Origin of the sequence: Acetatifactor aquisgranensis, assembly GCF_943193215.1 — a bacterium.
In the GTDB taxonomy this organism is placed as follows: Bacteria; Bacillota; Clostridia; order Lachnospirales; family Lachnospiraceae; genus Acetatifactor; species Acetatifactor aquisgranensis.
Window position 1 is genome coordinate 96,066 of sequence record NZ_CALPDH010000008.1, and the last position, 14,629, is coordinate 110,694.

The 14,629-nt window shown below is 54.1% G+C and carries 13 protein-coding genes; 9 read left to right on the forward strand and 4 right to left on the reverse strand.

The window, feature by feature from the left end:
- Positions 1–10 precede the first annotated feature (10 nt).
- The gene (locus NFS35_RS08905; RefSeq protein ID WP_251206780.1) at positions 11–262 is read left to right on the forward strand and encodes a MerR family DNA-binding transcriptional regulator; all 252 of its coding nucleotides are present in this window, start codon (positions 11–13) and stop codon (positions 260–262) included.
- 19 nt (positions 263–281) lie between these two features.
- Here the strand turns inward: NFS35_RS08905 and NFS35_RS08910 are convergent, their stop codons facing one another.
- The gene (locus tag NFS35_RS08910) at positions 282–1,664 is read right to left on the reverse strand and encodes a serine hydrolase domain-containing protein (protein WP_251206781.1); all 1,383 of its coding nucleotides are present in this window, start codon (positions 1,662–1,664) and stop codon (positions 282–284) included.
- A 168-nt stretch (positions 1,665–1,832) separates the two neighbouring features.
- Here NFS35_RS08910 and amrA point away from each other — a divergent pair, with 168 nt between their 5' ends.
- The 4 genes from amrA to amrS all read left to right on the forward strand — a co-directional run bounded on the left by amrA (position 1,833) and on the right by amrS (position 5,039).
- The gene (amrA, locus tag NFS35_RS08915) at positions 1,833–3,218 is read left to right on the forward strand and encodes an AmmeMemoRadiSam system protein A (protein ID WP_251206782.1); all 1,386 of its coding nucleotides are present in this window, start codon (positions 1,833–1,835) and stop codon (positions 3,216–3,218) included.
- Between the two features lie 62 nt (positions 3,219–3,280).
- Positions 3,281–3,520, forward strand: coding sequence for a hypothetical protein (locus NFS35_RS08920; protein WP_251206783.1), 240 nt, complete (start codon positions 3,281–3,283; stop codon positions 3,518–3,520).
- A 2-nt stretch (positions 3,521–3,522) separates the two neighbouring features.
- Positions 3,523–4,137 (forward strand): hypothetical protein, encoded by a 615-nt coding sequence (locus NFS35_RS08925; RefSeq protein WP_251206784.1) that lies wholly within the window; start codon positions 3,523–3,525, stop codon positions 4,135–4,137.
- Positions 4,138–4,202: 65 nt separating this feature from the next.
- Entirely contained in the window at positions 4,203–5,039 is an 837-nt protein-coding gene (gene amrS / locus NFS35_RS08930) for an AmmeMemoRadiSam system radical SAM enzyme (protein ID WP_251206785.1), read from the forward strand.
- Positions 5,040–5,191: 152 nt separating this feature from the next.
- Here the strand turns inward: amrS and NFS35_RS08935 are convergent, their stop codons facing one another.
- A complete protein-coding gene (locus tag NFS35_RS08935; RefSeq protein ID WP_251206786.1) occupies positions 5,192–6,445 on the reverse strand; it encodes an SGNH/GDSL hydrolase family protein in 1,254 nt (417 codons plus the stop codon).
- A 144-nt stretch (positions 6,446–6,589) separates the two neighbouring features.
- On the reverse strand, positions 6,590–8,527 hold the full coding sequence (locus NFS35_RS08940; RefSeq protein WP_251206787.1) for an ABC transporter ATP-binding protein: 1,938 nt from the start codon (positions 8,525–8,527) through the stop codon (positions 6,590–6,592).
- 372 nt (positions 8,528–8,899) lie between these two features.
- Between NFS35_RS08940 and NFS35_RS08945 the strand changes: the two genes are divergently transcribed.
- Positions 8,900–10,135 (forward strand): IS110 family RNA-guided transposase, encoded by a 1,236-nt coding sequence (locus NFS35_RS08945; protein WP_251206788.1) that lies wholly within the window; start codon positions 8,900–8,902, stop codon positions 10,133–10,135.
- 30 nt (positions 10,136–10,165) lie between these two features.
- On the opposite strand, the gene NFS35_RS08950 is transcribed toward NFS35_RS08945, so the two are convergent.
- Positions 10,166–12,091: an ABC transporter ATP-binding protein gene (locus NFS35_RS08950; RefSeq protein ID WP_251206789.1), complete on the reverse strand. Its 1,926-nt coding sequence runs from the start codon at positions 12,089–12,091 to the stop codon at positions 10,166–10,168.
- Between the two features lie 446 nt (positions 12,092–12,537).
- On the opposite strand from NFS35_RS08950, the gene NFS35_RS08955 reads away from it, so the two are divergent.
- From NFS35_RS08955 to NFS35_RS08965, 3 genes are all read left to right on the forward strand, one after another.
- Entirely contained in the window at positions 12,538–13,365 is an 828-nt protein-coding gene (locus tag NFS35_RS08955) for a DegV family protein (RefSeq protein WP_251206790.1), read from the forward strand.
- Between the two features lie 303 nt (positions 13,366–13,668).
- A complete protein-coding gene (locus tag NFS35_RS08960) occupies positions 13,669–13,899 on the forward strand; it encodes a helix-turn-helix transcriptional regulator (protein WP_251206791.1) in 231 nt (76 codons plus the stop codon).
- Positions 13,886–14,341: a hypothetical protein gene (locus tag NFS35_RS08965; RefSeq protein WP_251206792.1), complete on the forward strand. Its 456-nt coding sequence runs from the start codon at positions 13,886–13,888 to the stop codon at positions 14,339–14,341. The genes NFS35_RS08960 and NFS35_RS08965 overlap by 14 nt, the downstream gene beginning before the upstream one ends.
- The last annotated feature ends 288 nt before the right edge of the window (positions 14,342–14,629 follow it).

The window sequence follows — 14,629 nt, forward strand, 5'->3', positions numbered from 1 at the left end:
GATCAGGGATATGAATGATTGCATCAAAATCAGGGAAGTGACCGCCAGGTACGACATTTCGGCCCGCACGCTCCGATATTATGAGGACATGGGGCTGATCAACAGCGTCCGGAGCAGCGACTATGCCTACCGGCTGTACGACAAAGCCGCCATCCGTGACGGCACAGGCCGAATCGGGCCAAAGGTGTCGATTATGGCACTTTTGTACGGGCCTGTGCATAAAACGGCGATTCCGGAAACCGGAACCGCCGCTTCGCTTTGAGAGGCAGAGCCCTGCCCTCCTACCGCCCGGTCAGCGCCTGCTCCTCTCTCCAGCCCTCCGGCCCATCCTCCGGTTCCGCAAAGGAAATGCGCAGACCGGCCTCATCAGCCGCTATCACCCAGCGCTGCATATGGGGACTGGTACGGAAGCGAACCAGCAGCACGATTTTCCCCGCTTCCTCCATGCAGGAAACCGCCATTATGAGCCTCTCCCGGAGTTCTCCGGGAAGATGTCCTCCGAGAGCAGGCTGCACATGCCGCATATCGCACTGGTTCCTGGTCCAGCAGCCCGTTTTCGCCCTCACGGTCTGAATGCTCTGTCCATCGTCAAAGGCCAGCTGCACGCTGTCCCCGCCGGACTTTATCCACAAACTGCCGAAATTCATGCCGTTCGCCTCCAGGCGGTAGCTTCTGTCAATCTCCGGCAGCGCTCCTCCTCCGGGAAGCGGCGCGAAAGAATGCACTTTTCCCGCTCCGACAGCACCGTCCATGCTCTCCAGCAGATTGAAGACCCCGTCCATTTCTTTCTGCATATCGCTGACAAGAGCCTGCACGGCCACGAACAAATCGCGCTCCGGCAGAATCACCAGGAGCTGCCCGAAGGCTCCGTCTCCCCGATATCCTCCCCTGCTGTTGCGCCAAAGCTGATAGCCGTAGCCGCTGCACCAGTCCGGCGTCCCATTGCCGGAATTGTCGGACACGCAGGAGGAGGCCTCCCGAATCCAGGCCTCTGACAGGATGCGCCTGCCCTTATAGATGCCGCCGTTTAAATACATTTTCCCAAGCTTTACGATGTCGTCGCTGGAGACATGCAGCCCCGCGCCGCCCACGCATCTGCCGTCAGCGCAGCGCCTCCAGGAAATGTCGGTCATCTCCATGGGATAGAACAGATTCTCACAGGCATACTGGAAAAAGTCCCTGCCGGTGACCCTCTCTATCACCGACACCAGCATGCAGCTTGCGCCTGTATTGTACGTAAAATGCGTTCCCGGCTCATACACTGGCTCCACGCCGAAAAACGCCTCCGCGGAGTCCTCCGCCACAATCATCTCAGGAATGACACATCTGTCATGTCCTGTGTTCATGGAGAGGAGGTGGCGCACGGTGATATGCGACATCTTCTCCGAAGCCCCTTCCCTGCCGAAGATATCCACCAGCCTGTCCTGGACGCGCAGCAGCCCCTGCTCCACGGCGACGCCCACCACCGTAGAGGTGAACATCTTGCTCAGGGAATAAACCTCCCTGGAATCCGTGCAGGAATAGGGTTCCTGCGCCAGGCGTATGAGCTGCCGTCCCCCCCGGTAGATCTGCATGGTGTGCACCTCAATCCTGTTCTCCTCCATATACTCGAAAAAGCAGTCCAAAGCCTTCCCGTCCAACGATGAATCCACGAACCATTCCATTTCCTCATCCCTCCTGTCTTTTTTTTCATCATATAATAATACAGCGCTCTTTGCAACTGTTCCTTATGAATCCTAATTGCGTTTTTTCCGTATTTGGGTTAAAATATCATGGTACCATCGTCTCCCTTTTGGAACTCTAAAAAAGGTATCAGAAAGGACAATTTATTCATGGGAATTCTGGCAGGCTTCATGGTCCCTCACCCGCCCCTTATCATACCGGATATCGGCAGGGGACAGGAACGGGAAATTCAGGACACAATCAACGCATACAGGAAAGCGGCGGAGGAAATCGGACGGCTACAGCCGGAGACCATCGTGCTGCTCTCGCCCCACCAGACCATGTACGCGGATTATTTCCACATCTCGCCGGGCAGAAGCGCAAAGGGCGACTTCGGCCAGTTCGGGGCACTTCATGTGCGCATGGAGGCCTCCTGCGACACGGCGTTCGTGGAGCATCTGGGGGCGCTGGCCGGGGCCAAAGGCTTACAGGCCGGCACTTTGGGCGAGCGGGAGCGGAAGCTGGACCACGGCACCATGGTTCCTCTGTATTTCGTAAATCAATATTGGACGGAATACCGTCTGGTAAGAATCGGCCTGTCAGGCTTTCCTCTGATAGCCCATTACCGGTTGGGACAGTGCATCCGGGAAGTCTCAGAGGCACTGGACAGGAAAACCGTAATCATCGCCAGCGGAGATTTGTCCCACAGGCTGAAAGAGGACGGGCCTTACGGGTATCAGAAGGAAGGCCCGGAATATGATTCCAGAATCATGGATGTGATGGGCCGGGGCGCTTTCGGGGAACTGCTGGAATTTTCAGAGGATTTCTGCGAAAAAGCCGCGGAGTGCGGCCACCGCTCTTTCACCATCATGGCCGGAGCCTTTGACCGGACGGCCGTGAAGACAGAACGCCTCTCCTATGAGGGGCCTTTCGGCGTGGGCTACGGCATCTGTATCTATCGCCCGGGCGGCACGGATTCCGCGCGGAATTTTCAGGAGCAATATGAAACAAAAGAGCGGGAAAAGCTCCGGCTTCAGCGTGAAAAAGAGGACGCTTACGTCCGGCTGGCCCGGCACACCATCGAAGAATATATACGCACCGGGAAAAAGCCGGAAGTACCGGAGGGACTGCCGGAGGAGCTGTACCGTGGCAGGGCCGGGGCTTTCGTGTCCCTAAAAGAAGACGGAAAACTGCGGGGCTGCATCGGCACCATCCAGCCGGTGCGCAGCTGTCTGGCGGAAGAAATCCTGCACAATGCAGTCAGCGCCTGTTCCGAAGACCCAAGGTTCTCCCCTGTGGAGCAATGGGAGGCAGACCGGCTCACCATCAGCGTGGACGTGCTGGGGGACACGGAGCCTATCGACTCGCCCGATGACCTGGACGTGGCACGCTTCGGGGTCATCGTGACAAAAGGCGGCAGGCGCGGACTGCTGCTGCCCAATCTGGAGGGCGTGGACACCGTGGAGCAGCAGATTGCCATCGCGAAGCAGAAAGCGGGCATCCGGGAGCATGAGGACGTAGCGCTGGAGCGGTTCGAGGTAGTCCGGCATACTTAATGCCCCCTGAAAATGTTTTGTTTGTATCCAAACACCAGAAGCCGCGCTGCCTGGACTTCTTCATGCACAACGACACATATGGGGAAATCATCAGACGGCTGTATATTATCGGCGTCTATGGAAGCGCGGAAGCCTCTCCTGACTATCTTTCCTGCTTCGAAAAGCGGTTCGAACGCTCTCCCTGCCAAAATCACGTATCGGGCATCGAACGCCGTCTCTACCGCCAAAAGCTTCAGGACAACGTGCTGGATGTGGCGGAAGTCCGGGCAAAAATCAACAGTTTTATAAGGCAAGGAGAATAGAAATGACAATCAAGCGAATAGATATCTACCAGGACAACCGTTTTTCCCAAAATGTCCTCTACCAGCACGGCTGCTTTCTTGCGGACGAGGTCCCTTATGAGGTGGAAATCATTTCCCACAGCGAGGCGGTGATACGAGGGGCAGACCCTGAGAATTATCCGGCAATCATTGAGGACTTCCGCTTCTATACGCCCCATATCACCCGGTTTTACGATGAAAATCGGTGTATCGTGAAAGAATTTACGGCAAGGCAGATTCTCACATTGCAGCTGAACCAGATTCAGCCCTCCCAGTTCTATGTGGACGAAGACAAAATTGCTGCCATCAGCAGCTTTATCCAGGAACCCGACGACATCATCATCCAGGTGCTGCCGCATCAGGACCGGTACATTTCCCTGGACGGCCATACCCGGCTCTATTACGCTGCCATGAAAGGCTGGCAAAGCGTCCGGGCCGTGACGGAAACCGCCGATAATTGGGTCTACAGTTTTGTGGAAGAGGCAAGAAAACGCAATGTCCACACGCCGAAAGATTTGATGTTAGTCAGCCATAAAGAATACTTGGAAAAGTGGTACCGCTTCTGCGATGATTTTTTCGCCAGGGCAAAAGATAAATAACGGCAGCATTTCCCAAAACCGCGATTCCAGCTGACAGCTCTCCCGAAAGGCAGGTACCCTCATTCATGAAAACCACTTGTCAGGTATGTATACACCACTGCAGTCTGTCCCCCGGCCAGACCGGGCTGTGCAGGGCCAGGAAAAACCTGGACGGCATCATCCGGTGCGACAATTACGGCCAGATCACTTCCCTGGCCTTAGACCCTATCGAGAAAAAGCCGCTGAAGCACTTCCGCCCGGGGAGCCTGATTCTGTCCGTGGGAAGCTACGGCTGCAATTTGAGATGCCCTTTCTGCCAGAATCATGAGATTTCCATGGCAGGGAGCGCGGAGGCCGAAGCCAGGTATGTGTCGCCCCGGCAGCTGGCGGACATGGCCCTGGAGTGGAAGGAGCGCAAAAGGGCCGGAAACATCGGCATCGCCTATACCTACAACGAGCCCCTGACCGGCTGGGAGTATGTCCGGGACACCGCCAGGCTGGTAAGGGAATACGGCATGGTCAATGTACTGGTGACCAATGGGACAGCCTCCCTGGAAGTGCTGGAAGAGCTGCTGCCCTACATTGACGCCATGAACATTGACCTGAAAGGGTTCCGGGAGGATTACTACCGCATGCTGGGCGGCGATTTCGGCACAGTCAAAGCTTTCATTATGAGAGCCGCGAAAGGCTGCCATGTGGAGCTCACCACCCTGATTGTGCCCGGTGAAAACGACAGCATGGAAGAGATGGCGGAGGAGGCCCGCTGGATTGCGGATTTGAATCCTGAGATTCCTCTCCACATCACCCGGTTTTTCCCGCAGTACCGCATGGCAGACCGTGCGCCCACAGACGTAAAACAGATATACCGCCTGGCGGAGACGGCAAGGCAGTACCTGGCAAATGTATATGTAGGGAATGTATGAAGAGCCTGCAGTAAAATTTATCAAAAATTCAGAACATGCAAGTGGTATAGAATATCAGAAAATGATATACTGAAACCAGAAACGCAATGATGTTTTGGGAGATTCCCTGAATAAGAAAGGATGTTCGTTATGACAAATTCACAGGCATGGGATTATGCAATAGGAATGATTAAAGTAGACGGTCTGGAGCCTACGGAAGACTTTAAAAAATATATTGAAAAAGAAAAAAAGGAGAAATTACCATGGAAGATGCCAAGTGCTTTCTGGACAAAAAATACAAAATGAAGGAGTCTGCTAATGCGTGTTGGCGTTAAACGCTTTGAGCGGCAATTACCACACAGAACATCTGCTGAAAATGCATGAGTATATATTCCAGGATCTCTTTGAATGGGCAGGTATGCCAAGGACAGTCTCCATCTACAAGGAAGAGGATATATTAGGAGGCCTGTCGATAGAGTATTCTGATTCTTTCGACATAGTAAATGATATGCATCATACACTTTCAGATATGAGAGCCAAAAACTGGGCAGGCATGACCACCAGGAGGCGTCATGCCCCAGAAGCGTCGTGCAGCAGACGATGTGGGCCTCCGGATATTTCCCGCGAAGTCTCCTCAGGAACTCTCCGTAGCCTGCCCGCCATTTCACCGCGGGAGCGCCCTGATAGTCCTCTTTCATATAATCCACCGGGTGGGCGTCATTCTGCCCGATAGCCACGACCACCACCTGGGGCGTATACTCCCCGAAATCCCACCGGGAAGCCGCACCGAATTCCGGATTATAATGCACTTTATCCCATACGCTCTCCATCCCCAGGGCATCGGGCTCCAAGAACCATCCTGTCCCGTCCGGCAGAGCGATTCCGCCCTGGGCAATGTCATGAATCTGGGCATCCAGCTTTCTGGCCGTCATCCAGGCATAGGAATACCAGCTGTTGGAATACTGCCCATTGTGCACAGGATCCGGCTGTCCCACATACTCCACGGCCTCCGATACCTCTCCCGCGGAAACCGAATCCCCATATACCTCCATCTTCCTATCCGGCTTAAAAGGCGGGGACAGCAGGTTCTCGCCATCTCCTATTTCCAGCCCCAGAAACGTCACTTCATGGCAGGAATCCTGCCGCTTGAACAGCAAAAGCTCATGCTCTCCGTCCCCCTCCACAGGAATCTCCAGCAGGGATTCCCCGTTTTTCAGAAGCTCCGCCGCATACTGCTTTCCGTCCAGGATATAGCCCAGATAATTGTCCCAATACGCATTCCTGTTCCGCACATGCACCCTCAGCAGCCTCCCGGTGAACCTCACCGCCACACTGGTACAGGGGAACACAAATACGGGCGCTTTCCTGTCATTCCAATCGATTCTCCCGCTGTAGGACAGCAGGGGATTGTCCGGCTGTATCTTCATATCCACTCTCTCCTTATTGCATTCGTTTTCATCACAGGCCCTCCGGCCTCTTCCTGCCGATATACAAGGACATGATATCACAGCCAAGTCCCCTGCACAAGCCGGAAGAAGCCGAATCGCCGTAATCTCCTCCTATACTTCCACTTATCTGTAGTACTGCGCCTGGGCATTCCACAGTTCGCTGTATTTTCCGCCCTGTTTTGCCAGCAGTTCCTCATGGGTCCCGCACTGGACCATCTCCCCCTGATGTATGACTACAATTCTGTCGCACATCCGGCAGGAAGAAAGCCTGTGGCTGACGAACAGCACGGTCTTGCCCCGGGTCAGTTTTCCGAAATTTTCATACACCTCGTACTCCGCGTAAGGGTCCAGCGCCGCAGTGGGCTCATCCAGCACCATGACCTGCGCGTCCTTGTATATGGCTCTGGCTATGGCCAGCTTCTGGGCCTCTCCGCCGCTGATATCCGCCCCTCCCTCGTCAAAGTCATGGAACAGGGGCTGCCGGATTCCCTCCGCATATCCGGCCACACGCTCCCACAGCCCCGCTTTCACAAGCGCAGCCCTCACTCTCTCCCCGTCATATTCCCGTGAACCGGCCACATTTTCCGCAACGGAAAAGGCGAACAGGGAAAAGTCCTGAAAAACCGTTGCAAACCGGCTCTGATATTCTTCACAGGGGTATTCCCAGATATCCCTGCCCCCAAACAGGATCCTCCCCCCCGTGGGCCGGTACAGCCTGCAGAGCAGCTTGATCAGCGTGGTCTTCCCTGAGCCGTTTTCACCCACGACCACAGTCTTTTCCTTTGCGCGCAGCCTCAGGTTCACATTCTTCAGGGCATAAACGTCACTTTCGGGATATCGGAAACTGACATTCTCAAAAACGATATCCCATTCCTCAGCGCACTCCGCCGGTATGGGCCGGACAGGCTGCTGCCCCATGGGAAACGCATTTTCCTCTCCGGCATTCTGCCCCCTTTCCTCCCGCGTCCCGGCCATCCGCGCCGCTTCCGTCCGCTCCTCGGGCAGGTCCATATATCGGAAATACCGCAGCAGATGCTCATTATTATTCCGCAGATCCGTCACAATCTCCGCTGTCCTGGCGATGGCCTCAATCATCCGCGTCACTGTTGCGTACAGCAGCACAATGCTCCCGCACCCTATAATCCCCTCCATGGCCTTGCGCCCGATCAGGAGATACACAATGCAGCCGCAGATGACGGAACAGCCAAGCTTTACGCCGTCATAACGGTTCACGGCATTGTACTCCCGCTCCGCCCCGGCCGCCAGATGTTCAAAGCATTTCGACTGACACTGGGACACAATCAGGCTCTCCTGCCTGTAAATCCTGGCATCCATGGCCGCGTCCTCGTCCGGCAGATAGGAGATATGGTAATAATCCCCATATCTGGCATACCGGGCCCCTTTCCGGAACAGCGCGAATGTCACGTCGAACCGTTTTCCCGTCATCTTGCCGGACAGAAAAGAACCCGCGGCCACCAGCGCCCCGATGCACAGAATCATCAGCGCCGTGCCCCCGGCCGCCTCCGCGCTCCCCGCAAGTATCATCCTGCAAAAGAGAACACCGGAAAGGGCAACTCCGATTCCCGCCGAAAGGAGATTCGTCCAGAGCACATCCATGTCCCAGTACAGGCTCGCCATCCCCGCCCCGGACAGGCTGATGCTGCCGGACACCTCGTCCCGAAGCCGCCTGGTGCTGTCCTGCTCCAGCAGTTCATAAGGCAGGAAATAGGATTTATTCGTCAGGCCGATCTCATGGGAGGCAAACAGCCTCTCATATCCCGCCTCGATACGGCATTCCTCAAAATTTCTCCAGACAGACAAGGCAAACAGCAGCCCGGTGCCCAGGATGCAGAACAGGAACAGCCTGGCCCTGTCCCGGCTCCCTGTCAGTTCATTCAAAATGTATGCGGCCACCGCCGTCTCGATGAACGGAATTCCGGCTATCAATATACTTCTAATCAGCACATGCGTCATCTGTCCCTGCAGAATGCGGCCGAATTCCCTTATGCCCCGCCGGACAATCGTCATGTCCTGCCTCAGTGTCCTACCGTTTTTCTTCATCTGCCCTCTCCTCCCTCTTCGCTTCTGATAAAAGGCGCGTCCTTTGCGCCGCATTCGATTATAGGAAGCCGCTCTTGCTTCCTAAATGGAAGCCGCTCTTGCTTCCTAAACCTCCATGCCCGCACATTTGGCACCACCATAAATGAAACTGCGCAGGCGGTAGGTTATTGAATTTGTTTGTGCCATTGTTTATACTTATAGCAACGGCAAAGATCGTGTTTATTTTGGGCTGGAAACCCGTTTCCTAAACTGATTTCAGGTACTCTCATTTGCACCACCACCTGTCCAGCCTCTTGTTCATGGCAAAAGGACGTATAGTAAAATGATAAAAGACAGAGTACCGTGCCGTAAATTCTTCCAGAAGGTGCCTGTATGGATAAAATTTACGACAAATGTTGTGGTATTGATGTGCATAAAAAACTTATCGTCGCCTGCTTCCGATGCGGCAGAAAGCAGGAGGTGCGCGAGTTTGGTGCAACAACCAGAGAACTTCTTACATTGACTGACTGGCTCAAAGAAGGCGGCTGTGAAATGGTCGCTATGGAGAGTACAGCCTCTTATTGGAAGCCTCTGTATAACATCCTTGAATCTTCTGACTTGAATGCCATGGTGGTTAATGCCCGCCATATGAAAGCTGTTCCAGGTCGAAAAACAGACGTAAAAGATGCGGAATGGATCGCTGACCTTTTACAGCATGGTCTGCTTCAGCCCAGTTACATTCCCGACAAAGATCAGCGGGAACTGAGGGAATTAGTCCGTTATCGTAAAAGCCTTGTAGGTGAACGTACCAGAGAGTTGAACCGACTCCAAAAGATGCTGGAAGGAGCCAACATCAAGTTGTCCGGGACCGTATCCGACATCAATGGCAAAAGTGCCCGCAGCATCCTGGAATATCTCCTGACTGGAGAATCCATCGATGAGGCAAAATATGATGAGATGTATAAGCGGAAGGTTATTGCCCATAACCTCAAAGCCACCAAGGAGCAGATTATTGATGATCTCAATGGTGTCATGTCATCTCTTCAGCGCCGGATGATGAAGGAACTTCTCAACCATTTGGATGAACTGAATATTCACATCAGAAATCTGGATGATGAGATTGACAACTTCATGAAACCGGAGGAAAAGCAAGCTTCCCAGGCGATCCAGGACGTGACTGGCATAGGCAATACCAGTGCCCAGGCCATCATTTCTGTGATTGGTACGGATATGGAGCGTTTTCCAACGGATAAACACATTTCATCCTGGGCAGGATTGTGTCCTGGAGACAATGAAAGCGCGAAAAAGAGAAAATCTGGAAAGACCAGAAAAGGGAATTCTCTACTACGGACAACATTGATCACCTGTGCGCATGCCGCTGTAAAAAACAAGAAGTCTTACTTCCATGCCCAGTTTATGCGAATAAGTGCCCACCGAGGGACAAAGCGTGCCTATGTGGCCGTTGCCCATTCCATGCTCATTGCGATATACCACATCCTTAAGGATGGCGTTGTTTTCAAGGATCTTGGAGCTGATTATTACAATCAGTTTAATAAGGAACGTAAAATCACTGCATACCTTAAGAAGTTAAAAGCACTTGGCTGGGAGGCTCCTGTAGTTGCCGCTTAAGCCTGTCAGTTAAGTTCAAAATCAACCTTTTTAAGTTTGACAGGGGCAGTCTGCGCTTTTTTGGTTACCCGAAAGGTTATGTTTCATAGTAAATGGAAGCCGCTCTTGCTTCCTAAATGGAAGCCGCTCTTGCTTCCTATAATACCGGCTCTGCACCCGGAACATATCCGCGTACTTTCCGTCTTTTGCCATCAGCTCCTCGTGGCTGCCGCTCTCCGCGATTCTCCCCTCTTCCAGGAACAGAATCCTGTCGCAGAATCTCGTGGAAGCAAGCCTGTGGGAGACAAAGACCGAAGTCTTCCCCGCAGTCAGCTCTCCGTATTTCTGATAAATCCCGCTCTCCGCAATGGGATCCAGCGCCGCCGTGGGCTCATCCAGCAGCAGCACAGGCGCGTCTTTGTACAATGCCCTGGCCAGGAGCAGCCTCTGCTCCTGCCCGCCGGACAAGTCCGCTCCATCCTGGGAAATCTGCCTCACCAGGCAGGTCTCCTCTCCCGCCGGAAAGGATTTCACTTTTTCCTCCAGCCCGGCCTGGCGCAGCTTATCCCACATGGCAGCCCTGTCCTGCCGCTCTCTTATGTCCAGCATCACATTCTCCGCCACGGTGATCGGCAGAATCCGGGAATGCTGGAACACCGCGGCAAACTTTCCGTAGAGCTCTGCCCCGGGAATGGTCCGGATATCCCGGCCATCCATGAGAATCCGCCCCTCATGCGGCTCAAGCAGGCCGCACAGCAGCTTCACCAGCGTGGACTTCCCGGCGCCGTTTCTGCCTACCACCGCCAGGCGTTCCCCCGCCCGGATCTCCAGATTCAGGTTTCGGAAAATCGGGACTTCCCATTCCTTTCCCTCCTCCTGCATCCGATAGGAAAAGGAGACATTTTCCAGCACAAAGGACACGGCCTCCCCAGTCTCGGTGGCTTTTTCCGGGCGTGTCCCCTGCAGTCCCTCATCCTCCGCAAGCTCCATGAACTCGTAAAAATCCCGCACATAGTTCCCGGTCTCCCGAAATCCCGACACTGCCCCGGCCAATTGCCCAAGCCACATGCCGATTCCTGCGATTGCCGAGAAATACAGGGAAAAATCCCCTATCGACATACCGCCGTCCAGATACCGGCCAATCAGGAACAGATAGGCCAGCCCGTCCCTGACAAAGATCAGAAGCGCCGTTATGCCTAAGCGGAGGAACTGCCATCTCTGTACTTTGACGGATATCCGGCTTTTGCCCCGAATCACTTCCTCCGTAATCTCTCTGAGCATGCCGCTCATGGAGAACATGCGGATATCCTTGGCCTCTTTCATGCCTTTCGTGCCATAGGCGATATAGTTGAGCCGTCTGTCCGCTCTGGCCTTTTCCTCTTTGAAGCCCTGCTTCTTCTCCTCTATCCGGAGACCACAGACCAGCTCTGTCAGGAAGAACACCCCCAGGAATGCCAGAATCGCCGGGTGGAGCGTCCCCACGATGACACAGTAGACGGCCAGCCCCGCTCCCGCCTCCAGCAGCGCGGTCTCCCGCTTCATGAACTCCACCACGCCCCGGTTGGGGCTGCTGATAGCCTGTCTGGCTTTTTCCATGGCGATTTTCCCCTGTTTTGAGACAAAGATGCCAAACCTTAGCCGGAGCATCTTTGTCTCCCACAGGGAATTCAGCCTGCGATGCAGGAAAGTCCGGGAGCATTTTTCGATTTCATTGTGGCTGACCAGATTCAGGACAGTGACGGCCAGCAGCCCTGTGCCGAGGAGGGCTGTATCCGCCAGAAACGCCTGAAACGCCATTCCGCCCTGGACGGCGTCCAGCACGAATTTGGGCAGCAGCAGAGTCAAAAGGGACTGGGAAACCTGTGACAGACCTGCCAAATATGGCAGCGCGACGCTGTACCATTTATATTGGTACATTTGATGATGCAGGAACTTCATTCCATCCATTCCTGCGCGATTTTTCTTATTTCTGTCCATATGAATTCCTTTCTGATTTTACACGATTCCCACCAGCACGCCTGAAAACGCCACGTAAATCAGAATCCATATGGATCCTCAGATACTGTCTGTTGGCCGATGGGGAAGAAAAAAGACATACAAAAAGAAACCTCCCGGCTCAGACAGCCCGGCGTCCTTTTCCATGTCCTTGTCTGCGCAATCTCTATTTACGCATTCTTCCGCATCTGAATACCAACATGACAATTACCTCGTTTCTGTCCTCATTATACGGGCGGTTTTCCGTCCTGTCAAGCTTCCCTGCGCAGAAATATCGTAAAAACACTTGATAAAGTCGGCTAAGCATAGTAGGATAGAATTAGCTGGCTTGCATGAGGGGAAGCAGGCGCTACGGCCCGTATATCCCCATTGAATCATGGTTCCCATTGTGAAAAATTCGCAAGTTGCAGAAAGGCATGGTTGTTTCTATGAGAGATTATGTGATTTTTACAGACGGTGACGTGGATTTGCCCTCTCCCTACGATAAAGAGATTTCTCTGCTGCCCCAGTATTACTATTTCGAGGAAAGCACTATATACGGAGACGAGCAGGTTCTCTCCCGGGAAGAATTCTTTGAGCAGCTGCGCAGCCGCAGGGCCTATACCGCCGGGGTCAATCCCGATTTCGCCCGAGGGAGCTTTGAGGCCGTGCTGCAGGAGGGAAAGGATGTCCTGTGCATCGCCGTATCCTCCGCTCTCAGCGGCTCCTACAGCACTATCTGTATGGTGGCGGGGGAACTGCGCCCCCTGTATCCCGAACGTCAGATAGAGGTCATCGATTCCTTAAGCGCCACTCTGGGCAGCGGCTTTCTGTGCGTGGACGCCATTGAGCTGAGGGACAAGGGGATGTCCCTGACAGAGACCGCCGCGGAAATCAGACGGCGGGTGGACCTGATCGATGTGTTCTTCGTGGTGGACGATTTCAAATACCTGGTCCAGGGAGGCCGCGTCTCCCCCAGCGTGGGCAAAATCGGGGACATCCTGGACATCAAGGTGACTCTCACCATCACTGAGGGGCGCATCGTGCCCTACAAGAAGAACCGGGGCATCAACGCGGCCCTGCGCAATATCCAGTCCATCGCACAGTCCGGGAAGACTGCCCGGCTGGGCTCCATCTATGTGGGCAATGAAGCTCTCTTTGAAAAATGCCGTTCCCTGGTCCAAAGCAGCTGCCAGGCGTCCCTGAACCTGATCGTGGCCTCCCATGTAGGCCCCAACACTACCGGCATCGCCATCGAGTGGGCTGAAAAAGCGTAGTCAGAGCCGTTCAGGCAGCCCCTTTCCGCGGCGCAGAAATCGCTCCCAAAAGGTTTGCCGGCAAAGGGAATATACTACATAACGCCAGAATTTACCGTACTGCATTGGTTAAACGTATCTGGCTGGCGTTATGTAGTCTTTTTTTTATTGTCTCCACAATTCTATTGACATTCTTTTTTTATCATGTTATCATGAAGTAAGCTTCACATGAAGCAGACTTCATATCCTGATTCAGCCACCCGCATCATTTCCCACAGACAGCTCCCGCCATTGTCGGCTGTCTGCACAGAAAGGAATGTGCAAATGAGAACAAAAGTCAAAGAACTGCGCAGCGCGTCCGGCCTGACGCAGCAGCAGCTGGCCGACCTGGTCCATGTCTCCGCCCGGACCATCATCTCCATCGAAAAAGAGCAATACAAGCCCTCTCTGATGCTGGCCTATCGGATAGCGCAGATTTTCCACACCAGCGTGGAGGATCTGTGCTGTCTGGAAGAGAATAAACGCAAGGAGGATGAAGAATATGCGAAATTGTAAAGACATGAACTATGAGACACAGATAAAGCGGCGCATCCGCATCCTGTATCTGCTCCTGACCGCCATGCTGGCATATATGGTGGCCATCGCCGAGATGGGCGGCGGGGATTCCAGAATCATGACGGATCTGGCGGACAGATTCAGCCGTATCGTCTTCTTCGGGGGCATGATTTATGTCATCTCCAGAATCGTCCACAACAAAAAGCTTTTGCGCAGCCGGCTTCTGCTAAAGGAGCAGATGCTGGAGGAGACGGACGAGCGAAACCGCTATCTGCATGACAAGAGCGGCGGCCTTGTTCTGGACATCCTCCTGGCGTGCCTGCTCTTCATCACCCTGACCGCCTCCCTGTTCGACATGACGGCCTTTTATGTGTCCTTCGCGATACTGGCTGTCGCTCTCATCCTGAAGGCAGGGGCTTATCTCTGCTACAGCCGGTTCTGACAGTCCCGGGGATGTTTTCTTCTCTCTTCCGCAGAGCGCGGAAAAGCCGCGCGGGAGGCGCTTGTCCATGCCCGGGGGATGGAGAAAGCGGCGCTCTCAAAAGCCCGCAGAACCCGCCCCGCGGCTTCCCCGGGACAGGCGCGCACAAGATGCATGGAAGCGCCTTGCGATGCGCACGGGCGAACGGCATCGCATATGACACACTTGTCATATGCGGAGGGCAGAGAATCGCTTGCGCAAAATCCTCAGAGCGTTTATAATAAGGGCAGCGCAGCGATAACAGAGATG

Bases quoted from the DNA above. Each gene is read 5' to 3' on its own strand.
- NFS35_RS08960 (WP_251206791.1), top strand. From the start codon at position 13,669: ATGAGAACAAAAGTCAAAGAACTGCGCAGCGCGTCCGGCCTGACGCAG.
- amrA (WP_251206782.1), top strand. From the start codon at position 1,833: ATGGGAATTCTGGCAGGCTTCATGGTCCCTCACCCGCCCCTTATCATA.
- NFS35_RS08940 (WP_251206787.1), bottom strand. From the start codon at position 8,527: ATGAAGAAAAACGGTAGGACACTGAGGCAGGACATGACGATTGTCCGG.
- NFS35_RS08920 (WP_251206783.1), top strand. From the start codon at position 3,281: ATGCACAACGACACATATGGGGAAATCATCAGACGGCTGTATATTATC.
- NFS35_RS08965 (WP_251206792.1), top strand. From the start codon at position 13,886: ATGCGAAATTGTAAAGACATGAACTATGAGACACAGATAAAGCGGCGC.
- NFS35_RS08910 (WP_251206781.1), bottom strand. From the start codon at position 1,664: ATGGAATGGTTCGTGGATTCATCGTTGGACGGGAAGGCTTTGGACTGC.
- NFS35_RS08905 (WP_251206780.1), top strand. From the start codon at position 11: ATGAATGATTGCATCAAAATCAGGGAAGTGACCGCCAGGTACGACATT.
- NFS35_RS08950 (WP_251206789.1), bottom strand. From the start codon at position 12,091: ATGGACAGAAATAAGAAAAATCGCGCAGGAATGGATGGAATGAAGTTC.
- NFS35_RS08955 (WP_251206790.1), top strand. From the start codon at position 12,538: ATGAGAGATTATGTGATTTTTACAGACGGTGACGTGGATTTGCCCTCT.
- NFS35_RS08945 (WP_251206788.1), top strand. From the start codon at position 8,900: ATGGATAAAATTTACGACAAATGTTGTGGTATTGATGTGCATAAAAAA.
- amrS (WP_251206785.1), top strand. From the start codon at position 4,203: ATGAAAACCACTTGTCAGGTATGTATACACCACTGCAGTCTGTCCCCC.
- NFS35_RS08935 (WP_251206786.1), bottom strand. From the start codon at position 6,445: ATGAAGATACAGCCGGACAATCCCCTGCTGTCCTACAGCGGGAGAATC.
- NFS35_RS08925 (WP_251206784.1), top strand. From the start codon at position 3,523: ATGACAATCAAGCGAATAGATATCTACCAGGACAACCGTTTTTCCCAA.